Origin of the sequence: Aquiflexum balticum DSM 16537 (assembly GCF_900176595.1) — a bacterium.
Taxonomy (GTDB): Bacteria; Bacteroidota; Bacteroidia; order Cytophagales; family Cyclobacteriaceae; genus Aquiflexum; species Aquiflexum balticum.
Window position 1 is genome coordinate 5,287,157 of record NZ_LT838813.1, and the last position, 22,589, is coordinate 5,309,745.

The 22,589-nt window shown below is 42.9% G+C and carries 16 protein-coding genes; 2 read left to right on the top strand and 14 right to left on the bottom strand.

Annotated elements, in window-relative coordinates; translation table 11 throughout:
• The first annotated feature begins 28 nt into the window (after positions 1-28).
• The gene (locus B9A52_RS22370; RefSeq protein WP_084122822.1) at positions 29-1,204 is read left to right on the top strand and encodes an ATP-grasp domain-containing protein; all 1,176 of its coding nucleotides are present in this window, start codon (positions 29-31) and stop codon (positions 1,202-1,204) included.
• A gap of 177 nt (positions 1,205-1,381) precedes the next feature.
• On the opposite strand, the gene B9A52_RS22375 is transcribed toward B9A52_RS22370, so the two are convergent.
• The 3 genes from B9A52_RS22375 to B9A52_RS22385 are packed head-to-tail and all read right to left on the bottom strand — an operon-like array spanning position 1,382 to position 7,107.
• Complete coding sequence (locus B9A52_RS22375; RefSeq protein ID WP_084122823.1) at positions 1,382-2,797, bottom strand: efflux transporter outer membrane subunit; 1,416 nt, start codon at positions 2,795-2,797, stop codon at positions 1,382-1,384.
• Entirely contained in the window at positions 2,794-5,967 is a 3,174-nt protein-coding gene (locus B9A52_RS22380) for an efflux RND transporter permease subunit (protein ID WP_084122824.1), read from the bottom strand. Before B9A52_RS22380 ends, B9A52_RS22375 begins: the two co-directional genes overlap by 4 nt.
• A 6-nt stretch (positions 5,968-5,973) precedes the next feature.
• Positions 5,974-7,107 carry an efflux RND transporter periplasmic adaptor subunit gene (locus B9A52_RS22385; protein WP_157370263.1) on the bottom strand — a complete coding sequence of 378 codons (1,134 nt, stop codon included), beginning with the start codon at positions 7,105-7,107 and terminating at the stop codon, positions 5,974-5,976.
• A 169-nt stretch (positions 7,108-7,276) separates the two neighbouring features.
• Between B9A52_RS22385 and B9A52_RS22390 the strand changes: the two genes are divergently transcribed.
• Entirely contained in the window at positions 7,277-8,041 is a 765-nt protein-coding gene (locus B9A52_RS22390) for a hypothetical protein (RefSeq protein ID WP_084122825.1), read from the top strand.
• Here the strand turns inward: B9A52_RS22390 and B9A52_RS22395 are convergent.
• The 11 genes from B9A52_RS22395 to B9A52_RS22445 form a co-directional block, all read right to left on the bottom strand.
• On the bottom strand, positions 8,038-8,478 hold the full coding sequence (locus B9A52_RS22395) for a hypothetical protein (protein WP_084122826.1): 441 nt from the start codon (positions 8,476-8,478) through the stop codon (positions 8,038-8,040). The genes B9A52_RS22390 and B9A52_RS22395 overlap by 4 nt on opposite strands.
• A 540-nt stretch (positions 8,479-9,018) precedes the next feature.
• On the bottom strand, positions 9,019-11,226 hold the full coding sequence (locus B9A52_RS22400; protein WP_084122827.1) for a T9SS type A sorting domain-containing protein: 2,208 nt from the start codon (positions 11,224-11,226) through the stop codon (positions 9,019-9,021).
• Positions 11,223-11,744 (bottom strand): hypothetical protein, encoded by a 522-nt coding sequence (locus tag B9A52_RS22405; RefSeq protein WP_157370264.1) that lies wholly within the window; start codon positions 11,742-11,744, stop codon positions 11,223-11,225. Before B9A52_RS22405 ends, B9A52_RS22400 begins: the two co-directional genes overlap by 4 nt.
• Positions 11,745-12,494: 750 nt before the next feature.
• A complete protein-coding gene (locus B9A52_RS22410; RefSeq protein ID WP_084122829.1) occupies positions 12,495-14,840 on the bottom strand; it encodes a S8 family serine peptidase in 2,346 nt (781 codons plus the stop codon).
• Positions 14,831-15,250, bottom strand: coding sequence for a hypothetical protein (locus tag B9A52_RS22415; protein WP_084122830.1), 420 nt, complete (start codon positions 15,248-15,250; stop codon positions 14,831-14,833). Before B9A52_RS22415 ends, B9A52_RS22410 begins: the two co-directional genes overlap by 10 nt.
• A gap of 505 nt (positions 15,251-15,755) precedes the next feature.
• Positions 15,756-18,269, bottom strand: a complete 2,514-nt coding sequence (locus tag B9A52_RS22420; protein WP_084122831.1) for a S8 family serine peptidase — start codon at positions 18,267-18,269, stop codon at positions 15,756-15,758.
• Between the two features lie 29 nt (positions 18,270-18,298).
• Complete coding sequence (locus B9A52_RS22425) at positions 18,299-18,754, bottom strand: hypothetical protein (protein WP_157370265.1); 456 nt, start codon at positions 18,752-18,754, stop codon at positions 18,299-18,301.
• 415 nt (positions 18,755-19,169) lie between these two features.
• Positions 19,170-20,960: a S8 family serine peptidase gene (locus B9A52_RS22430; protein ID WP_084122833.1), complete on the bottom strand. Its 1,791-nt coding sequence runs from the start codon at positions 20,958-20,960 to the stop codon at positions 19,170-19,172.
• Positions 20,961-21,121: 161 nt separating this feature from the next.
• Positions 21,122-21,532 carry a hypothetical protein gene (locus tag B9A52_RS22435; protein WP_084122834.1) on the bottom strand — a complete coding sequence of 137 codons (411 nt, stop codon included), beginning with the start codon at positions 21,530-21,532 and terminating at the stop codon, positions 21,122-21,124.
• Between the two features lie 3 nt (positions 21,533-21,535).
• On the bottom strand, positions 21,536-21,955 hold the full coding sequence (locus tag B9A52_RS22440; RefSeq protein ID WP_084122835.1) for a hypothetical protein: 420 nt from the start codon (positions 21,953-21,955) through the stop codon (positions 21,536-21,538).
• A complete protein-coding gene (locus tag B9A52_RS22445; RefSeq protein WP_084122836.1) occupies positions 21,921-22,481 on the bottom strand; it encodes a hypothetical protein in 561 nt (186 codons plus the stop codon). Before B9A52_RS22445 ends, B9A52_RS22440 begins: the two co-directional genes overlap by 35 nt.
• Between the last annotated feature and the right edge of the window lie 108 nt (positions 22,482-22,589).

Genomic DNA, 22,589 nt, shown 5'->3' on the forward strand with positions numbered 1-22,589 from the left:
CTATCTTCGCGGTTGAAAAACACTGTTTATGATTCTTTTGGATTACCCCTATACGTCGGACTTTCTGATAGACACTGTCGTCAAAAATCAATTCCCTGTTGTTGCTACCAAAGAAGCCAAAGAAATCCTTCAGGGAACAAATGCCAATTTGATCACTGAGGAAGATGCCATTGCATGGGTCAAGTCAAATCCGCTAAGTCCGGTTTATACCAATTCGGAGAACAGCATTGCGTGGATACAGCAAAACCTGAAAGGCACCGCCCTACCCGCAAAAATTGAGGCCTTTAAAAACAAATTCAAATTCAGGGAACTGATTCAAGAAGCTTATCCTGACTATTTTTTCAAATCAGCCACCTTATCAGCATTAGCGAATTTGGATATCAGCGATTTCAAATTCCCTTTTATCATCAAGCCTGCGGTTGGATTTTTCAGTATTGCTGTGCACAAAGTGGATAAGCCGGAGGATTGGCCTTCTATTGTCAGCAAAATTGAGAAACAGATGGAAAAAACCAAATCCCTATATCCCAAGGAAGTGGTCAGCAACGCGGATTTTATTATTGAGGAATATATCCATGGGGAGGAATATGCATTTGACTGTTACTTTGATGAAAAGGGAGAACCTGTGATCTTAAACGTTCTACACCATGTCTTCACCTCAGAATATGATGTCAGCGACAGGGTTTACTCCAGTTCGGAGGAAGTCATCAAAAGGCTTTATCAACCCATTATGGATTTTCTTCAAATGATCGGTTCAAAGATTGATCTCAGAAATTTTCCATTACATATTGAATTCCGGGAAAGCGAGCCTGGAAAAATCAATCCCATAGAAGTAAATCCCATGCGGTTTGGAGGATGGTGTACCACGGCTGACCTGACCTGGTTTTCTTATGGCATCAATTCTTACGAATACTTTTTCAACTCAAAAAAGCCTGATTGGAATAAAGTATTTGAAGAAAGGAAAGACAAAAAATACAGTCTTATTCTTTTGGACAACCAATCAGATATCGCCCAGGAGGATATTGCCTATTTTGACTTTGATGCCATAGCCAAAGATTTTGAGCATCCAATTCATGTCAGAAATGTGAATATGGACAAATTCGGCGTTTTCGGTTTTCTCTTCACTGAAACAAGCAAAGGAAATGAAAGGGAACTGGAAGAAATCCTCCACTCCGATCTGAAAAAGTATATGGTGCTGAAAGGGTGACTTTAAAACCTTCGAGGTCTGAAAAAAGACCTCAAAGGTTACGAGTCCCGACCTTTGATGCGCCGCGGCGTATCGAAGGTCTTGAGGATACAAGTAAGCTTCAATAGGAACTTTGGACCTTTTTTCCTGGTATTAAAACCTTCGAGGTCTGAAAAAAGACCTCAAAGGTTGTCATACCTACTGCACCACAGGTCCTCCACCGGTAGCCCTATACATTCGGGCATGAGCGGAAAGCAATTGCTGTTGAAGTTGTACAAGCTCCAGTTCAGCATCGAAGGCCTGCCGTTGGGATTCGAGGAATTCCAGATAACTCGTAATTCCCTGAGTGTACCTTTCACCACTCAGGAATTGGGCGTTCAGGGCCGAAGCTTTTCTTTCTTCCGCTATGCTGATTTCTTCCATCAAGGTACTGATTTCAATTTTCAGGTCCTCTACCTCCCTAAATGCATTCAAAACAGTATTTTCATAAGCAAATAAGGCTTGGTATTGCTGGCTTTGGGCTATGTCTACCTGCCTTCTTAACTGTCCCCAGAAAAACAAAGGTCCTGCAAGTTGTCCACCCAAATTCCAAAGAGGGTTCTTTAAACTAAAATTGGTGATGTCGTCTGAAATGATTCCAAGTGTAGCATTGAGGCTGATGGTGGGCAATCGATTGGCTTTGGCAACACCAACCTGAGAGTTTTGCGACATAAGGGTGTATTCCGCAGCAATGATATCGGGCCGATTGATCAATAAATCTGCTGGACTGAATCCAGTCAAATCCATGGATAGTTTCTGTTCGTCGAGTGGCTTGCCGGTTTCAATCTGCATAGGATTCACTCCTATTAAAAAGCTCAATGCGTTTTCCAGTTGAACTGTTTTACGCTTGAATTTGGGTACGGATCCTGCTGCAATCGCTTTAAGTATCTGGGACTGGTCCACATCTGTTTGGGGGACTATTCCTTTGTCAAACCTTAATTGGATAATTTGGTGCATGCTGTCCCTGAGTGCCAGATTTCTCTGTGCGATCTCATACTCTTCTCTGGCCTGTAACAAGCTGAAATATGTACTGGCCACATCTGAGACAAGTGATATCTGAATACTTTGTAAGCCATATTCACTGGACAATAGATTAAATCTGGCTGCATCGGACAAGTTTCTGATCCGTCCCCAAAAATCCAATTCCCAATTTACCCCGGAACCTAAAATAAAAAGTTCGTTTACCTGACCAATTTGGTTGAAAAGAAAATTGCCCCTTTCTGCGGAACCCTGTGCTCCTACCATAGGTAGGAAATTTGCATTCTGGATTTTTAGTGCGTACCGGGCCTGCATGATCCGCTCAGAAGCTATAAGCGCATTTCTGTTGTATATTAAAGCGTTTTGAATCAAATCCATCAAAACAGGGTCATCAAAAGATTCCCACCAGAGAATATTGGCATTTCCTATTTTGGGAAGAGAGTCTGTATTGACTGTATCAGCTTGTATTTTTTCAGGTTCAGGCAAATCCGCTTTGAATTGTTCTGGCACCAAAACATCTGCTCCTTGGTAGGGCTTACCCGCCTTACAGGCTCCCAATAACAAAACAGCAATGGCTATGTATAAAAGTTTTCTCATGATGAAGATGGATTTGATTTTAATTTTTCCAAATCTCTTTTTTTCTCATAACCAAAGAGCTTACCTATCAAAACAAAGAGCATCGGATACATGAAAACACCCAAAAATGTAGCGATTCCAATCCCGCCCAACAAGGCCATTCCCATCACCTTTCTTGCTTCAGCCCCTGATCCGGAGGCAAGTACCAAGGGAAGTATGCCAAGCACAAATGAAAATACCGTCATCAAAATCGGTCTGAACCTGAGTTTTGCGGCATCCATGGCCGCATCGTATAGGGATAAACCTTCATCAAACTTCAGCTTGGCAAATTCTACGATCAAAATCGCATTTTTGGCAGCCATGGCAATCAAGAGAATCAGGGATATCTGTGCGAAAATATTGTTTTCAAAACTGATACTGAAATACCTGGCCACGACCAAAAACAGGAAAGCTCCCAATATCGCGAAGGGAGTTCCCAACATGATACTCAATGGAAGTGACCAACTTTCGTATTGGGCTGCCAGTATCAGAAATACCAAAAAGAAGGAAAACGCAAAAATAACCCCGGCAGAACCCGAAGATTTTTTTTCCTGATAACTCATTCCATTCCAACTGTAGGACATATTCGAAGGCAGAACTTCTGCCGCTACTTCCTCCAAAGCATTCAAAGCCTCAATGGAACTATAACCCGGAGCAGGTACACCCGTTACCTCAGCCGACCTGTAAAGATTAAACCTGGTCGTATATTCTGGGCCACTGACATCCTTGACCTCCGCGAAGGTACTTATCGGGACTGATTCCCCATCCTTGTTTTTCACAAAAAACAGGTCTAGGCCTTTCTCATTTTGCCTGTATTCCGACTCAGCTTGGATATACGCCCTGTAAATCCTTCCGAATTTTGTAAAATCATTGACATAAGCACCCCCTGTAAAGGCACCAAAAGTGGAATAGACATCCTGAAGTCTGACTCCTGTTTTTAATATCTTATCATTGTCAAATTCAATAAAACGCTGCGGAACCGATGCCTGATATTGTGTGGAAGCTCTTCCAATTTCCGGTCTTTGATTGGCAGCTTGGATAAAGGCCATTGTATTGTTAAAAAGATATTTTGGGTCTTCACCCAATTGATCCTGAATCATAATACTGAATCCGGAACCTGAACCCAAACCGGGTATGGCAGGAGGACCAAATGAAAACGCAAAGGCATCTTTGACCTGGGTGGCGAGGATTCCGTTTATTTTCTGCGAAACTTTGATGGCGGTCATGCCTCCCCGCTCCTCCCAATCTTTTAAACTGACAAACATGAAAACGGAATTGGTACTCATGGCATCCGCCAATAAGTTGTATCCTACTGCTGTTGCAAAGGTCTCCACTTCGGGAATTCCGGCAATAATTTTTTCCACTTTTTGTGCCACCTCACGGGAGCGCTGTAAGCTGGCAGCATTGGGGAGCTGCATACTGACGAAAATATATCCCTGATCTTCCTCAGGAATAAATCCGCCCGGCAAGGTATAACCCAATATACCTGCAGCTACTACTGTCAATAAAATAAAAACCACACCACGTTTCAATTTACCCCCCACTACCCGGGTGACACCCATATAGGATTGGGTGGATTTTTCGAAAGCTTTATCAAATGAATTGAAAAATCTGCCCAACAGCCCTTTTCTTTCACCTTCTTTTTTGGGTTTCAATAAAAGGGAGCAAAGCGCCGGACTTAAGGATAAGGCATTGATACTTGAAATGAATACAGATACGGCAATGGTAATGGCAAACTGCTGGTATAAGCGACCTGTTATTCCCGGAATGGCCACTACAGGAACGAATACCGCAATCAATACAAGGCTAGTGGCAATGATGGGTGCAGTAACCTCTTTCATGGCTTCAGTAGTTGCCTGTTTGGCTCCCATGCCTCCATCCATCTTCACCTGTACAGCCTCTACCACCACGATGGCATCATCCACCACTATACCGATGGCAAGGACCAAACCCAATAGAGACAAAACATTGATACTGAATCCCAACAAAGGGAACAACATAAACGCACCAACCAAAGATACCGGAATGGCCAAAGTAGGAATCAGGGTTGCCCTCCAATCCTGAATGAAGATATAAACTACAAAAATCACCAAAAGCAAAGCAATTACCAATGTTTCAACGATTTCTGCAATACCTGCGGAGATGGGCTTGGTTGAATCCAATGTAATGGAATGCTCTATACCTTCCGGATAACTTTGGGCGAGATTCTCCATCTCTTTCATCACATCCTCAGCCACCTTAACGGCATTTGAGCCTGGGGACTGGTAAATGGAAATCAAAGCGGATTGAGCCTGGTCTGTGGTAGTGAAAGCACCATAACTTTCTGTGCCCAATTCCACTCTAGCAATGTCCTTGATCCTGACCTGAGAACCGTCAGGGTGTGTTCTTACGATGATCTCGTTGAATTCCTCTTCTGACTGAAGTCTTTCAGGCAGCCTGATGACGTAAGTAAAGTCTGTACCGGGCGGTGCAGGCTCTGCACCAAGTTTGCCTCCCGGCACAATAGTACTTTGGGCTCTGATAGCCTCTGTAATTTCAGCAATTGTAATCCCCATTTTTGCAAGGATGTCGGGTTTCACCCAAATCCGCATGGAATAATCTGAAGATCCGATTACAGTCACCCGGCCAACCCCGGGTATCCGGGCGAGATTGTCCCTGATGTTGATCATGGAATAATTTCCCAAAAACTTCTGATCATACCTTCCATCCGGGGATACCAGGGAAAGCAGCAATAGAATATTGGACATGGATTTTTCTGTGGTTACCCCCATCCGGGTCACTTCCTGCGGCAGCTTGGCCATGGCCGATGCCACCCTGTTTTGGGTAAAAACAGTATTCATATCCGGGTCGGTGCCAATATCAAAAGTCACCTGAATGCTCATTGAACCATCATTGGCATTGGTGGACTTCATGTAGATCATGTTTTCCACCCCGTTGATTTTTTGTTCAAGTGGCGTAGCTACCGACTGTTCCACACTCACGGCACTGGCACCTGTATAATTTGTAGAAACACGCACAACCGACGGTGTGATGTTGGGATACTGTTCGATGGGAAGTCCTCCTAAGGCGACCAGACCAATGGTCACCGTCACGATGGCGATGACTATGGCTACTATAGGTCTTCTTACGAAAAAGTGATGTTGCTCTTGCATGGAAGCCTATTTTTCAGCGTTGAATTGAATGATTTCTATATTAACCTTTTGGCCTCCCTTTACGGTCATCAGACCATCTATCAAAACCTTGTCTCCTTTTTCAAGACCTGATTCGATGATGAATTTATCTTCAAAACTATCAAAAATTTTCACCTGTTTCTGGACCACTATATTTTCTGAATCCACCACGTAAACATTGAAAAATCCCTGAACTTCAAAAGCACAACGCTGAGGGATGACCAAGGCATTTTCCACCACGTTGACCATACTCCTGACTTTTGCAAATTGTCCCGGGCGAATGAGACCTTTAGGATTCGGAAAAATACTCTGAATCAAAATTGATCCTGTATTAGGATCTACCTCCCTATCAATAAACCTGAATTTTCCTTGAAACGGAAACAATTCACCATCTGCCAAATATAATTCTAAAGGTAAGTCCGCTTTTTTTGCATCTGTCGAAGACAATTCAATCACCTCCCTGGCTAAGGTGAGGTAATCCCTTTCACTTAAAAAGAATTCAACAATGACGCTGTCTATCTGGGAAACTGTATTCAGAATAACCGGATTGGGAGACCTTCCAACGTACTCTCCTACTTTTGCTTTTGTTTTCCCAATGATTCCGGTGATAGGAGCATAAATTTTGGCGTAACCTAAATTAACTTTTGAAAGACTAAGACTGGCTTCAGCAGCCTTCAAGGATTCCTCAGCGGCTTCTTTTCTTGCAATAGCCGCATCGAGATCTCTTTTACTTACAGCATTGAGATCTGCCAAGGGTTGAATTCTCTCAAGATCATTTGTTGCATTGACCAACATAATCCTTGATTCAGAAAGGCGGCTTTGCTCTCTGGTGACATCCAATCTGTAGGGATAATCATCAATAGAATAAAGTAACTGGCCTTTAGTGACCCTCAGGCCTTCATTGAAGTGGATTTTCTCGATAAAACCATCCACTCTAGCCCGGATTGGAATATCAGCCTTTCCGTAAACCTGCCCCACGAAATCTTTGTAAATTGGAACAGTCGCCTCTGCAACTTCCACAGCTTTGAGATTTTGAATAAGGATGGTTTCCGTTTTCTTTTCGCAACTAAAGATAAGAAGTGAAACAAATACTAAGCGGATAGGGTGGAGAATTCCTTTCATGATGTAAGAAAATTTTTCAAAAATAATATTTTTTTTTTTGGAGCACGATTCAAAACTAATTCCTTTGAAATTATATTTCCTATATCTTGGTCTTGACCCAAATTATTGAACTATCCATAAAAATGGCTAATTTTAGGCTTTAAACAAATTGTCTTTTTGAAAAAGTATTATGCATCTTAAAACTGATGACCTTACCCGGCTAGAAATTGTTTTTGAATCGGGAATGGTTCCTCCACCTTACAGCCATATTTATAAATTAAAAATTTCCTTTGGTAAAAACTTCCTCGACACTACACTTGATTTGGTATATACCGACAGAGAAGAAATCACGGAACAGGAAGTCATTGATGAAGGATTCACTTTGGATGATGACTTTCATTTTCAGGGTGAAATTCCTACCGTGTGGGAAAAGCCTCTGAAGGAACTTTATGCAAAATCAAAATGGTCAAACAACAAGTTGGATGAAGAGGGCGGAATCAATATACTCACCAAGGACAGGCACGGAAAAATCAGTAGGACCACACCTTTGAACCAACAGGAATGGCAGCATTTTGCTCAGGACTATATTCAGGCGATCTATGAAATCGACAAAAAAGAAGCACCCCTTACACTGAATTATATTGTCCGGGATGAAAACAAATCTCTTGAAATCAATCTGACGGTAAAGTTTTCCATCAGAAAGGTAGAGGTTTATCTGAATGGCCAACCCAAAGAAGCTGATTGGGAGGAAACAAGAACACTGCTTTCCTATATTTTTTTACCGGATTATGATTACAGCAAAGCAAAGCAAAAACCGCCTCAACAGAAGGGTCAATTTATAGATTGTGGGGATGGTTATTGGCATGAAATAGGAAAAGGAGTCATCAATATTGACGACTCCTTTGATGCCGTGGGCAAAATCAAAAAGGGTTTTGCAAATTTGATATCAACTTAGGGGGTAGCATTGTCGTAAAACTCCCTTACAAACGCCAAAAGCTGATTGTCAGTCATTTTATCACTGCTTTGCACAGCAAACCATTTACCGTTGAAAGATTTGTTTTCTCTTAACCGGTTTCTCATTTTTTCTTTGGCAGTACCCGGACCGAACAAGAAGATATCGTCAAAGGCATGAAGCTTGGCTTCCATCAATTTGAAGTACTCATTGTGTTCATTTTGGGTAATGTTGTTCTTTTTGTGTTCATTATTGGAGGTATGTTCCGGATTAGGGGAAAATCGTGTCATATCATTGACTTCACCTTCTGTCCTTTTGATACTTTCATAAGGAGATTCAATGGTCTCGATGACTTCAACTTTTCCTTTTTTATACCCTACCAGGTGGGCTTTGGCGTGGTCTATCCAAACCCCTACTTGCTTATAAGAATTATCGCTCATTAATTTTGGGTTTAATGTTTTACTTTATTTTTTTTAAAATTATCAGGCTTTTTGACAAGCATCTTAATGTAATGGAATTTAACAAATCTTCCAAGGGATTCAGAGAAATCAGGATTTAAATTTGGCTAAAGCCTTTGGAAAGCGAGAGGCTTTTTAAATCGTCCAGCTAAAGCAGGACGCAATTCATTTCCTTTAATTCCTTACTTCTCGACATATTTGGAAGGAAAATTAGATAGATCAACGATCCCCCAGACATAAAAATAATGACCTTATCCGGACTTGGCATCAAATATTTAGCCGCAAAAGACGCAATGGATCCGCTAAGGTCTACGGAGATCTCCTGAATGAACCCCTAATTCAACCACTCCTCCCCTTTCTTGATTCCCCCATTTACAATTAGACAAGCTTTCTTGTGTTCCCGATTCTCGGGACAGGCTTTATGTCTTATGCCTGTCTGCCTTCCGGAATGTCCCCCATCATCCTAACTGCTATCTCATTTTTAATTCTAAAATCTAAAATCAAAAATCTAAAATCGCCCCCCTATCTCTCCACCCTGATCTGTCTTCTGAGCAGGGCGTCTTTGTAGCGGATATGGACATAGTAGAAGCCTTTGGGGATGCGGCTGAGGTTCAGGCTGGTCTGCTGATGGGCCGGCTTAGCCGGGATAAGTTCCCTGCCCTGACCGTCGTAGAGGCTGACCTCAAAGTCCTGGTCAACATCCCTGCCACGGGCTTCCGGGTCCAGACTGATATGGAGGATGTCCGAGGTGGGATTGGGGTAGAGGGTAAAATGCTCCCAAGGGTTATAGACATGGACAGGTATTTCCGTGCCCATCACCCCACAGGGATTGGTGACATCCAATCCGAGGGAGTAAAACCCGGGGAAGCTGATGGTGAGTGTGATGCCGGGCATCCCCTGCCCATAGATCCAATCGTATCCCGAAGGATAGACCGACCATTGGTAATCCGTGATGCCCATAAGGTGTAACATGCCCATATAGGGAAAACCCCCTTCCGCATAATAGGCCTCCACGGTATTGGTTGGCATATCGTAAGGGCCTATGATATCCGCGCGTGCCCTGCCGACCCAGAAGGGTCTCTGCATCTCCACTTCCCCGCAATCTGTATCTATCGCAAAGGTTATGGTCGCCTGTCCCGAGGCAGTGGAACCTGATGGGCTCAGCGGCGCAGAACTCCCACTGCCGGATGTACTGCCAGAAAAGAGGTGGGTAGGTGAGACCGACCAGCTTACCGTACTGCCTGCCGGGGCGTTCTGTAGGGTAAAGGCATAGGTGGAACAGAGGTAGTCGGGGCCGGAGATGAAGGTGTAAGCCTTACCATCCATCGTTAAAGGAGCTGTGCCACCGCCAGGATGAAGCCAATGATTCAGTCTTCGACGCACATCAGGATGGTTGTTACCTGTCCATGATACATCGAATTTTCCATAGGAAACCACTTCCAATTCCGGAGCTGTACTGCATAAATCAGGAGGGCAATTTCCTGGCCCCAATAACTGACCGATCACCCTGCGGCCCGAATTGATCAAGGGAGATCCTGAAGAACCGCGTTCGGGGATTGAATGGCCATTTTGTGTGGCATCAAACCCTGTCTGCCAAAAAAGATGATTGACTCCTCCAAGACAAGTAGAATTGGTCGGTGTTCCACTATATGTTGATATTTTCTTTAAATCACCTCTTGGATGATGAATCCCCACTCCACCAGTTCCCGCATTGCCCGACCTGTCCCATCCCAAAAAATATGGGCTTACTCCAGTTTTATCCCCGGGATGCTCTATCAACTCCAATAAAGCAAAATCAGTCACAGGGTTATTGGCCACAACCACCGCTCCGCTTGTCGCTAGAATAGGTGGCTCAGTACCGGGATTGGCACACCCCGGGCTCTCATAGTGCCAGTAAAAACTCCATTGAAAAAGGTTGGGATTTGTATTAGCATCCCCTGAATATAAGCAATGGTCTGCTGTCAAAAAATATGCCCTGTCATCCATACAAGAATTGACAATTAAAGATCCAGTACATTCCCTTATTCCGTTTACCAAAATCAAAGCAACAGCATTCTTCTCTTCTTGCCAATCAGTTCCTTCTGGACAATTGACATTTACCTGACAGTTCCCTGCCCCACCGAAATTAGTTGTGTTTTGAGATTTAAAAGCACCAATATCCCGATAGCCGTGGACTATCTTTTCAATTGAAATCACAGGATTATCTTCTACCCCTTTAGGAAGGTAATATTCAAGAATGGTATTTTCCCCAAAGACCAATGTTGTAGCAAACCCGACAGGATCGTTTTTTGTGCCTTTATTGTTCTTCGAAGTAAAAGCTCCGTGAACCTGTCTTTTGTCCTCACTATAAACGAAAAATTTACTGCCTTCCGGTATCCAAAACTTGTCATATAAAAGATTAATGGAATGTGCCCCGGGACTTATAATTTTAAGAATCCAAACTTTGTCCCCATTGGGAAGTTCCGCCCATTTACCAGAGTTGCTTAGGTTGAGCCCTGCATCAATGGGATACCCGAAACGAGGGGGAAGGCCTTTCTCCTGGTCTTCTCGATCTTCTTTTGCAATTAGCTCCATGGAGGGACTTGTGGCAATAAAGTGATCGATAGCACTGGCCTCAGAATCTAAGGATTCCAAATAAAAACTAGGTGGAATTTCATCAGTACTGATCTGACTATAACCCACAATAGAAATCAGGGCAAAGCAAATAAAAAGTAGAACTTTTTTCTTCATGGCATCAATGGTCTAAACAGCATAAATTTTCTTCGCTCATTTTCGGTATAATAAACTTTTAATCCTTTTGTTTCTACATTCCCTATATCCGCATTCTTAAGACTACTGGTCATGTAAAAGCCATCGCCTGACTCTAAGGCATAACTTAAAACATAAAACTCTAATAATTCAAACTGATTATTAGAGAAATTATGAAACTTTCCAGACAATAAATTATTAGATGAACGCCCTTCTATGGTTCCATCTTCAAAAAACTCCAACCATAGCTGCGAATCCGTTTCACTTGGTTCAGCTATCCTGATCCTTTCACTCCCTTCTTCCCCAAAACCTAGAAGCCTCCATCTGGTGCCCACTAGGGGAAAGGTGTCGCTTTCAGGAAGATTCTCAATTTCAGATAAGGACAAAAATATTTCCTTTGCCTGTTCCAAGTCCTGACATGAACCGAACAGGGTCATCCCACTGATTAAGAGCATCAAACAGCTGAATTTCCCGAAATTTAATCCTCCGTTCTTCATCATCTTATTTCAATTTTAAATTATAAGCTCTAAAACCAGAATAATTCTTCTTTTATCTTAGACGAAAGTCAAGGTCATTTCGCTACAAATTAAGGCAAATCATTTTCAAAAACAATAATTAGTTGAAATATTACTATAAAATTAAGCGGAAATAATCGAGATGTTAAGACTGATTTAATTTATTGTTAATGAGCGGTTTATATGGATATCCATATCTAAATTGATACTTCTTTCTCCGTAATTCTCAGAATTGGAGGGACTGTTTCTTTGTAGGTGTTTTTGTCTCCACTAAAAATATTTACCCCTAATTTTGAAGGATAATACATGAATACATTTGGCTAAAGCCTTTGGAAAGCGAGAGGCTTTTTAAATCGTCCAGCTAAAGCAGGACGCAATTCATTTCCTTTAATTCCTTACTTCTCGACATATTTGGAAGGAAAATTAGATAGATCAACGATCCCCCAGACATAAAAATAATGACCTTATCCGGACTTGGCATCAAATATTTAGCCGCAAAAGACGCAATGGATCCGCTAAGGTCTACGGAGATCTCCTGAATGAACCCCTAATTCAACCACTCCTCCCCTTTCTTGATTCCCCCATTTACAATTAGACAAGCTTTCTTGTGTTCCCGATTCTCGGGACAGGCTTTATGTCTTATGCCTGTCTGCCTTCCGGAATGTCCCCCATCATCCTAACTGCTATCTCATTTTTAATTCTAAAATCTAAAATCAAAAATCTAAAATCGCCCCCCTATCTCTCCACCCTGATCTGCCTTCTAAGCAGTGCATCTCTGTAGCGGATATGGACATAGTAGAAGCCCTTGGGGATGCGGCTTAGGTCCAGGCTGGTCTGCTGATGGGCCAGCTTTGCAGGGATCAGTTCCCTGCCCTGACCGTCGTAGAGACTGACCTCAAAGTCCTGGTCACCACCCCTGCCACGGGTCTCCAAGTCCATACTGATATGGAGGATGTCCGATGTGGGATTGGGGTAAAGGGTAAAATGCTCCCAGGGGTTATAGACGTAGATACCTATCTCGCTGCCCCTGGCACCACAGGGATTGACCACATCCAGTTCCAATGAATACAGCCCTGTCGCGCTGAAGGACAGGGTGATGCCGTTGGTACCCTGATTGCCTATCCAATGGTACCCGGAGGGGAACACAGACCACTGGTAATCCGTGATGCCCATATAGGGATTGCCGGTGGCAAAGTAGTTCTCCACCGTATTGACGGCCATGTCGTAGGGACCTTCTATGCTGGATACGGCCCTACCGACCCAGAATTCGGTAGAGGATTCAATGACTCCACATCCTCCATCTATGGAAAAAGTCACAGTGGCTTGTCCCGAGGAAGCCCAGCTTGCAGGACTCAGGCTGGCACTTGCCCCGCTTCCGGAGGTGCTGCCTGAGAAAAGATGGGTCGGAGATACCGACCAAGTAACCGAGCTTCCCGTCGGCGCATTCTGTAGGGTAAAGGTACTGGTGGAACAGAGGTAGTCGGGGCCGGTGATGTTTACTACCGATTCCAAAGTTTTATAGATGGCTTTGCATGCATCAATACGTCCAAATCCCATTTCATTGTTCCAACTGTAGTTTGGGTCATGACCCTGACCTAAAACATAATTATACCCTCCAACTTTCTGGGCAGTACTTCTGATGATATCAATTACCTCCAAATAAGTCAGGTCATTATTCACAGAAAGAATCAGTGCTGCAAGAGAAGATACATGGGAAGTTGAGGCAGAAGTGCCATTCATAACCCAATAATTATCCGACGGGGGAGTCAGGTTTGCATTATAGTTCAAGGTCGGTATTTCAACTCCCGGGGCAACCACGTCCAACATATTGCCAAATGAAGAGGTAAAGATTGATGTGCTAGCTCTTGTATCATTTCGGTCAGTTGCACCAATTGCGAGAACACTTTCGAATAGAGCTGGATAACCTAAAGGAATAGTGTCATTATTGCCACTACCAGAAACAATAACACAACCTTTACCGTTTCGACCAAATAGAACAGCATTTTCTATGGCCTCTTCAATTTCAGGATAATTTTCTGAGTATCTCCATGCACAAGTCAATACTGAAGCGCCATTCAATCTTGCTATATCAATTGCATCAGCCCATTTTATTATAATTCCCGGTGAAGGGAGATTCGAATTGGTGATAGACATTAATGGGGAGTTGGGACTGATACCCGCTATTCCATCATCGTTATGATCCGCACCAGAAATCCCGGCTACCCTCATTCCATGTGGGAGACAGCAATACCCAGGTGACCAACCGGCGTCCACGTCATAACTGAATGATGTGAGATTTGTAAGGTCGGGATGATTAGTTTGAATTCCCATATCCAGCACTGCAATTACCACATCATTTGATCCTTTGGTTATATCCCAAACCGGACAGATATTAATATCAGCTCCTGGCAGTCCACCATTCTGTCCTGTATTTTTCAAATTCCACTGGTCAACAAATTGGGGATCATCTATTCCGTTCGCACAGGATAACATTTCAATTTCCTGCATGATATCCGGTTGGGAGTACTCAAACAACCCACTCTCAAAAAATATATTGGCCAGGTCCAGGGCATTCCCCTTTGAACCCAAATCGCAGGACAGCGTGTACCAAAGCGGTCTGTACGTATGTTTACCCACAATTTTCACACCATAATCCTCAGCCAAAGAGCTAAGTTTATTGTAGTCCTCCGGTGATCTTAGTTTTACAGTAAAGAGATGTGATATCCCTACATGCGTACCTTTTTCGGTTAGGTAATAGGGCATGGTATAAAAATTTCCCTTTAGAAATTTTGGGTCAGCAGCTTTTATTATTGAAAAGGAAAAATCAATATCATCCCGTGATTTCTCTATTGCCCCCAAAGAATTTTTGTTTTGAAAATAAAGAATGTCTTCTTCTTTGATTCCCATCTGTTTTAAATCGGACTTATTAAAATTTGTTCCAAATTTGACAAAATATATCCCTTTCTGTTCAATCAAAGATGTTTTCTTGTTTTTGAGATAATAATAATCCTTTTTTTCTTGGGCCAAAATGGATTGTATCTGTCCAAAAAAAAGTAAAAAAAGAAATAATCTTAAAGCCATATTATTTCAATTTTAGGTTCTGGGATTTCAATTGGTAAGTTGACAAAAACATATTTGGATACGTTTGCTTCTTGAAACATCGTTTCAATAATTTCAATTTGAATTTTATATTGCTGAATACAGGTTTCAATAAGCTTAATCTCCTGTATAAATGGAAAAGATGTTCGCGGAGGAGTTTTGATTACCAATACATAGCTTATAGTAAAATCAACTTCAGGATTTTCGGGTAGGCAATCTGTAAAAATGCTGTATTGGTCTTCGTTTGTGATTTTCCGGACTCCATCTTCATCCAATCCCAAATCCGCATTTTTAAGGCATGTACCATCATAAACCCAAAATGAATCCGACTCTATTTCTTTACCTATGCATTCCTCCGGACCGGGAGAATTGACACATGCCAAACAAAACATTAAAATGCTAGTCTTAAAGCAGCTTATGCTCGAGTTCAATAAAGTTGGTTTCTTAAATTTTCTGGAATGCATTGGATAAATAGTATATGCTGGAAAAACTATTAATGTATCTTAGTGCCAGGACGCAGTAAACTATGAATATGCTACAATTTAAACCCAATTATTTTCAAAAACAATAATTAGTTTAAAAATTACTAAGAAATTAAGCGTGAATGATCGGGATATTAGGGGTGATTTAATACATTGTGAATGTGCACTTTATATAGGAATCCATTTCAATATTGATACTATTCTCTCCAGAATTCCAGGAATTGAGGGACTGTCTCTCCGCCGATGTTTTTGACCCTCAAACAATATTTATCCCTAATTATTAAGGGTGGACAAAGAATACATTTGGCTAAAGAGACTGAAACTTTTACAATAAGAGGGTAGCTTAAAAGCAATAAAAGAGGAACCAGAAAGCCCTTCCGAAGCGCCCAGATTTCGGAAGGGCCGGTAATTGATGCTAATGGCGGATGATCAGGTGTTTCCTGTAAACGCCGTTTTTGTCGGAGATCTGAAGAACGTATTGGCCGTTGGGAAGTTGGCCGGTGGGTACCCTTATTTTTTTACCTTTTGCCGTCATAGAATAGACCGTCTCGAAGGAATGGCTGATGATTAGGATTTCGACTGCTTGATCGGTATCCTCTTCGGTAGCGGCCTGGTTCGTGACCACTACCTCCCCGTCTGCGGGGTTAGGGCTAAGGGCGTAGCTGCCCATGGGGCAGTTGGGGCCGCTGATAAAGCAGAAGGTGAAGGGAGTGCTGCCACAAGGGTTGGTGGCTGTGCCGTTTAAGGAGAAAGGGAAGGAGGTCATGGGCTGCACCTCAAAGGTGATGCGGCTGGTGAAATGGTCCCAGGACCAGCTCACTGGACCTCCGCTAAGCTGCCAGTTGACGTCCGGTGGCATGGCATTGGTAAGTCCGCCTATGGTAACCTCAGCCTGGTGGAAGCCCGGGCATACCCCGTGGCAGGAGCCTATGATATACGGATTTCCGTCTACGGTGGGGTTGGTAAAAGAGGGGGTTCCCACCCATACCGTTTTGGTTATTTCCACCTCCCCACAATCGGTTTCAATAAGGAAGGTAATGGTGCCAAAGCCCCTGTTGTGTAAGCTGGCCGGGCCGGTATTCGCAGTGACGCCCATGTCGCCGTCATTGGAGAACAAATTGGACGGGAAGGCGGTCCAGGAGACGGTGGCTCCTTGGGGCGGGTTTTGCAGGGTAAAGGTATTGGTGGAACAGAGGTAGTCGGGACCTACAACGGAAGCTGTGGCGGCATAAACTGCTTTACAGGCATTTGCCCTTCCATTTCCAAGCTCGTTGCTTCTTCCGTTGATGTAGTTATATCCACCTACCTGATCTGCCGTGCCTGTAATGATTTTGAATACATCCCATTGAGTAAGGTTTGGATTAACGGAAAGCACTAAAGCGGCAATCCCCGCAATTTGGGGAGTTGATGCTGATGTTCCACCAAACCTACCGGTGTAAGCAAGGAAATTCAATCCCGTATCGGGCAATTGCTCACCCGCCGGTATATTGCCAACTTGGTTTTTTGAAGGGTTTCTTCCCGGATTCCCGGGTATATCTATCGTCCAGACCTCATTATGTTCCGTGTTTCCAAAAGCCGGGGGATTGGCCCTATTGGAGGGAGCCACGATGTCAATGATTTGGTTGTTCGGACTATTAGGATCACTGGTAGGACTATAATTGGCCTGGAGATCATCCCTGTCTGAAGCGCCTACAGTAAAGACCCCGGGTATAGTTACATTGGAAGGGAATCGCACTACCCCAGGATCATTTTGATCGTGTCGGGCGGTGTTACCAGCACCGAACACCATAATTGACCCAAGTCCACCCCTTCCCTGAGTCACGGCATATTGAATTGCATCGACTACAACCGGAAAATGATTTGGGTTTGATGTATCAGGAATAACCCAACTATTTGAAATAATATGTGCCCCATTATCCACCGCAAAGAGAATCGCATCTGAAATTGTAGTAGCAAATAAGTATTGTGTGACTCTGATAGGCATGATATTTACATTAGGGGCAACCCCGGCAATCCCCTCGCCATTATTCCTTGTTGCGGCTATTATTCCAGCACAGGCATTCCCATGGTTATTATCCCCCGTAGGAGAAGGGTCGTTTGCATTTCCTCCTGAAAAATTGCTACCGTTTAGACGGATTTGCCGGGTGTTGGGAAGGTCGGGATGATTTGATGTTACCCCTGCATCGATGACTGCTACCACAATACCATTATTGCCCATAGTCACCTCCCACGCTCCCATTACGCTGATGTCAGCCCCTGGAGTCCCTGAATGGTTTTCCACGGGATTAAATACTTGGCCTGTGTTTCTGAGGTAAAATTGGTTAAGAAAATAAGGGTCGTTAGGTATTGCCTGAGAGAATTCTATCGAAGCCATGAAATTTGGGTGGGAGAATCTGACCAGACCGCTTTCCTGATACCGGTTGGCTATTTCAAGTGCATCCTCTCCCTCTGGTACCTTAAGAAGTTGGAAAATCTTATTGGTTTCCAGGACGGTCAATTGATATTGCTCATGGAGCTTTGCGATCTTGCTTTTGTTTTGGTCTGGAACACTTATCACCAACTCGTCCGTAACGGGCATTTCAGCCCCTTTTTCGACCCTATACATGGGTTGCACGGTGTACACGTTTTCTGATTCCAGCAGATTCCTGATATCTGCCAAATCTGATCTTTTCGGTATACTGATTATGGCCGTCCTGTCATCCTGCCATGACACGGAAATATCCTGAAACAAAGTTTCCAACTGATCAGTCTCCGTTTTTTCTTCAACTTTTTGCCTATACCGCACCACAAACTTCCCTTCAACAGAAATGAGAGGGATTTTTTCTTCAAAAGCATAATAGAATTTAACCTCATCCTCTATAATATGCATAAAAGACAAAATGCCAAATACGAATACAGAAAGAACTATCACTATGTATAATTTCCTCATACTATTAGTTAGTTTAAAATTGGAATAAGTTAATCTAATCTTCTCACAGTAATCACGACCACAGAGGGATAAAAAGCACTTAATTCAGGATAATCCGTTGTACATATAAATGAATACCACTTGTCATCCCGGGGTCTCGTGATATTTCTATACCGGAACTTGATCTTATGGTTTCTTTTCTGTTCTTCCGGGAAGGAATAGTACCCCATCCAATTCTCGGGAAAGTCAAACAAATCCTCGGGCACGCCAAAGACCAGCAATGATTCGGGTTCATGAGAGGTGGTTTCTATCAAATAGGTTCTGCCTGATCCATAGGGAGTGGAAATGACAGTGTTACCCAAACAATGATAGCCACCAACTATATATCCTTCGGTTTCAAAAATTGGCTCATTATTTTCATGACATGACCCAAGAACCCCCGTAAATAATATCACAATTACATTTAATGCCCAAGGCCATATTTTCAATCTTACAGTTCTCATCATTCTATTTTTTTCCATGAATATCATAGCCATGACGTATCCAAAACCCAATCTGCTACAATTTAAAGCAAAATATTTTCAAAAACAATATTTAGTTGGAAAATCACTATAAAATTAAGTGGAAATATTCGAGATGTTAAGGGTTATTTAATTTATTGTTAATGAACGGTTTATAGGGATATCCATATCTAAATTGATACTTTTCTCTCCGTAATTCCCAGAATTGGAGGGACTGTATCTTTGAAGGTGTTTTTGTCTCCACTAAAAATATTTATCCCTAATTTTGAAGGATAATACATGAATACATTTGGCTAAAGCCTTTGGAAAGCAACAGGCTTTTTTAACCGTCCAGCTAAAGCAGGACGCAATTCATTGTTTTCTTCCCTTCATCCTTTATCCCTCATCCTTTCTCCTTTCCCTACCTTTCCACCCTGATCTGTCTTCTAAGCAATGCATCTCTGTAGCGGATATGGACATAGTAGAAGCCCTTGGGGATGCGGCTGAGATCCAGGCTGGCCTCTTGATGGGCCTGCTTAGCCGGGATGAGTTCCCTGCCCTGACCGTCGAAGAGACTGACCTCAAAGTCCAGGTCAACATCCCTGCCACGGGTCTCCAAGTCCATACTGATATGAAGGATATCCGATGTGGGATTGGGGTAAAGGGTAAAATGCTCCCAAGGGTTATAGACGTAGATACCTATCTCGCTGCCCCTGGCACCACAGGGATTGACCACATCCAGTTCCAATGAATACAGCCCTGTAGCGCTGAAGGACAGGGTGATGCCATTGGTACCCTGATTGCCGATCCAATGATACCCGGAGGGGAACACAGACCACTGATAATCCGTGATGCCCATATAGGGATTGCCGGTGGCAAAGTAGTTCTCCACCGTATTGACGGCCATGTCGTAGGGACCTTCTATGCTGGATACGGCCCTGCCGACCCAGAATTCTGTAGAGGATTCCACGGTTCCACAATCACCCTCAATAGAAAAGGTCACAGTGGCCTGACCGGAGGAGGTCCAGCCCGCAGGACTCAGGCTGGCATTTGTACCGTTACCCGATGTGCTGCCTGAGAAGAGATGGGTAGGTGAGACCGACCAGCTAACCGTACTGCCTGCCGGGGCGTTCTGTAGGGTAAAGGCATTGGTGGAACAGAGGTAGTCGGGGCCGGAAATGGTGGGTAAGGCTGCCTGGACGGCTGCTAGAGCATTTAAACGGCCAAAACCGAAAGTATTATCAAAACCGCTTGGCCCCATATCCGTTGCAGTTTGCTGTAAAATGGTTCTCACTTGGGCTTCGGTCAAGTTTGGGTTAACAGAGAGCATTAATGCTGCAACTCCAGAAACTTGGGGGGCGGCAGCTGAGGTTCCCCCAAAGGTATCCGTATAATTTCCATTGTCATAGCCGAGATTCCCCATCCTGTCTGTGGTGACTACATCACCATTACCCCCCAAATTTCCAGAGGGAGCTACCAAATCCATTTGCGGCCCCCGACTACTATAATTCCATATATCCCCGTTTCTGTAAATGGCACCTACAGTAATCACTCCGTTCACGTTAGCAGGAAAAGTTACGCCGTTAAAGCAGTTGTTGCACTCAGGTCGCGAATGAGAATTTCCCGATGCAAAAACCACCACGCTTCCCAGTCCACCTCTACCCTGGGTTCTGGCACGGTTTATAGCAAAGGTGATTTCATCAAAATTAGCTCCTTGGGCAACGAAACCCCAGGAATTACTTAATATCTCCGCCTCACCATCATCCCAAGCCCAATCTATCGCATCAGCCAAATCATCAATATCTTCATTAAAAACAACCCATTGATTACCAAAAGGGTCGGTAACAATGTCCCAGTCATTGAATATATTCACTGGAATAATTTGTGTACACGGTGCCACACCCGCTATACCCAAATTGTTGTGAGTTGCTGAAATAATACCGGCACATGCTTGGCCATGACCAATTATATGTAGATTCGCAGGTGGAGGAGGCGCTACTGGTGCTCCAAATCCCGTATTATTTGTAGGCGTAAATCCAGGTAGAACTCTCCCATCAATATCTTCATGGTTTTCAACACCGTCATCAATAACAGCCACCCTTACTTCCCTGACACCCTGGGTAATGCCCCAAGCCTGGGGGGCATTGATATCAATATTGTTTCCCTGATTCAAATAGTATTGATCAGGATAAAGTGGATCGGTTGGAACCACCTGATATCTTTCTACAGAGGCTTTAAAATTTGGGTGACAGTAACTGACAAGATCACTTTAGTAAATCAAATTAGCGAGGCTAATAACATTATTCCAGTCTCGAATTAATACTTTAAAGGTATTATACCTCCTTGTTACAAAAGAATTGTATTCACCTTCTATCAAGTGAAGGATACTATCGATGGTAACTCCTGGCTTTGCTTGAAGCAGTATCTCTCCGTTAATAAAAATGGGGGGGGGTCTTCACCCTCGAAATTAAGACCATACGCTGCAGATTCAATTTCAGGAATTTCCACTTTTATGCTGTCAATATCCAAAGGTATCGTTTTGGATTTGATTATGATTTCTCCATTTACTGTTTTACTCGCAGAAAAAGATAAATCAGCTTTTTGAATTCTTGAAGTTAAAGCCTGTAAGTCTGTCCCAAGCTTTGTCTTTACAAGCATCGAGTTTTTATCAACTGACAAGTAATGCTTTTTCCCATCAGACCAGAAATAAAGTTTTTCTTTGTTTACCGATGACACTATTACGAATAAAAGCAATAAACTAAAAAAGAGTAGAATGTTTTTCATTTTTCACGGACAATATTCGGTTGAATAATCGGTAATAACTATCATAGGAACGGCCAAAGGAGCGAGATTTGCCAGGCAAATTAGATTAGCATATGTTGAGTCTTGTTCTGCATTAAAGAATCTATAGCTGAAATATATTATTTCTTCAGATAATGCCCCACCTGGATATTGTATAACATTTTGATACTGCTCACCTTCCCATCTAATTTCTTCACCCTTTAAAGTACCTGAAAGCACCTGTATAACATTTACGTTGTAGCAGGACTGATACCCTATCACTTTACCCTGTACACATTCTGGCAATGATTCATCTTCACATCCAAAAATGCTAAGGATCAGTAGTATGATTGCAGTTATTTTTATGGAATTTTTCATATCCTGTTCTATATTATTTAACCTCAAAATCAATCCTAAATTTTCCATGAAAGGCTTCGTACAGGGCAAAAGTGATCTCCTGCTCGAATTCCACAAAGTATTTTCCCGGAGTTAGTGCATCCCTTTCATGGTAGAAGATTTGCCAATTGTCAAACATATAGGTCTTTTCATTATCCCCTTTCCAGGACATTCGTATAACCATTTCTCCTTTGGCCGGAAGATGCCTTCCCCATCTAGAATCCCTCATGTATTTGGGTGTATGGGGAGTGCCGATTTCTACAATACCACCATTGGGCATTTCGGAACTCGGGGGAATAATTCTGTAAACCGTAAACATTTGGCGGTAATTAAAATGACTGTCGAAATACCACGTTACGGATTCATCTAATCGATTGATGATCCTATAGTCAAAAAGGATATCCTCCCCTTCAATAAAAGAAGTAGACGGTTCTCCGGTGTCATTGAGTAACTGAAACCGTACTTCCACAGGATGGTTTGGCGATTCTTTGTCAAAGCACGAAAAAGCCAAAATAAGGATTAAGAGTGGCATAATGGTAAAGGCAAATTGTCTCATAACTTCCGTTGTTTAGGTGGGACAAAATTTCATAGCCATGACGTATCCAAAACCCAATATGCTACAATCTAAACCCAATTATTCTCAAAAACAATAATTAGTTGAAAA

Bases quoted from the DNA above. Each gene is read 5' to 3' on its own strand.
- B9A52_RS22390 (WP_084122825.1), top strand. From the start codon at position 7,277: ATGCATCTTAAAACTGATGACCTTACCCGGCTAGAAATTGTTTTTGAA.
- B9A52_RS22380 (WP_084122824.1), bottom strand. From the start codon at position 5,967: ATGCAAGAGCAACATCACTTTTTCGTAAGAAGACCTATAGTAGCCATA.
- B9A52_RS22400 (WP_084122827.1), bottom strand. From the start codon at position 11,226: ATGAAGAAAAAAGTTCTACTTTTTATTTGCTTTGCCCTGATTTCTATT.
- B9A52_RS22370 (WP_084122822.1), top strand. From the start codon at position 29: ATGATTCTTTTGGATTACCCCTATACGTCGGACTTTCTGATAGACACT.
- B9A52_RS22425 (WP_157370265.1), bottom strand. From the start codon at position 18,754: ATGATGAGAACTGTAAGATTGAAAATATGGCCTTGGGCATTAAATGTA.
- B9A52_RS22375 (WP_084122823.1), bottom strand. From the start codon at position 2,797: ATGAGAAAACTTTTATACATAGCCATTGCTGTTTTGTTATTGGGAGCC.
- B9A52_RS22385 (WP_157370263.1), bottom strand. From the start codon at position 7,107: ATGAAAGGAATTCTCCACCCTATCCGCTTAGTATTTGTTTCACTTCTT.
- B9A52_RS22440 (WP_084122835.1), bottom strand. From the start codon at position 21,955: ATGGAAAATTTAGGATTGATTTTGAGGTTAAATAATATAGAACAGGAT.
- B9A52_RS22420 (WP_084122831.1), bottom strand. From the start codon at position 18,269: ATGAGGAAATTATACATAGTGATAGTTCTTTCTGTATTCGTATTTGGC.
- B9A52_RS22405 (WP_157370264.1), bottom strand. From the start codon at position 11,744: ATGATGAAGAACGGAGGATTAAATTTCGGGAAATTCAGCTGTTTGATG.
- B9A52_RS22445 (WP_084122836.1), bottom strand. From the start codon at position 22,481: ATGAGACAATTTGCCTTTACCATTATGCCACTCTTAATCCTTATTTTG.
- B9A52_RS22395 (WP_084122826.1), bottom strand. From the start codon at position 8,478: ATGAGCGATAATTCTTATAAGCAAGTAGGGGTTTGGATAGACCACGCC.
- B9A52_RS22415 (WP_084122830.1), bottom strand. From the start codon at position 15,250: ATGTTTTGTTTGGCATGTGTCAATTCTCCCGGTCCGGAGGAATGCATA.
- B9A52_RS22435 (WP_084122834.1), bottom strand. From the start codon at position 21,532: ATGAAAAACATTCTACTCTTTTTTAGTTTATTGCTTTTATTCGTAATA.
- B9A52_RS22410 (WP_084122829.1), bottom strand. From the start codon at position 14,840: ATGGCTTTAAGATTATTTCTTTTTTTACTTTTTTTTGGACAGATACAA.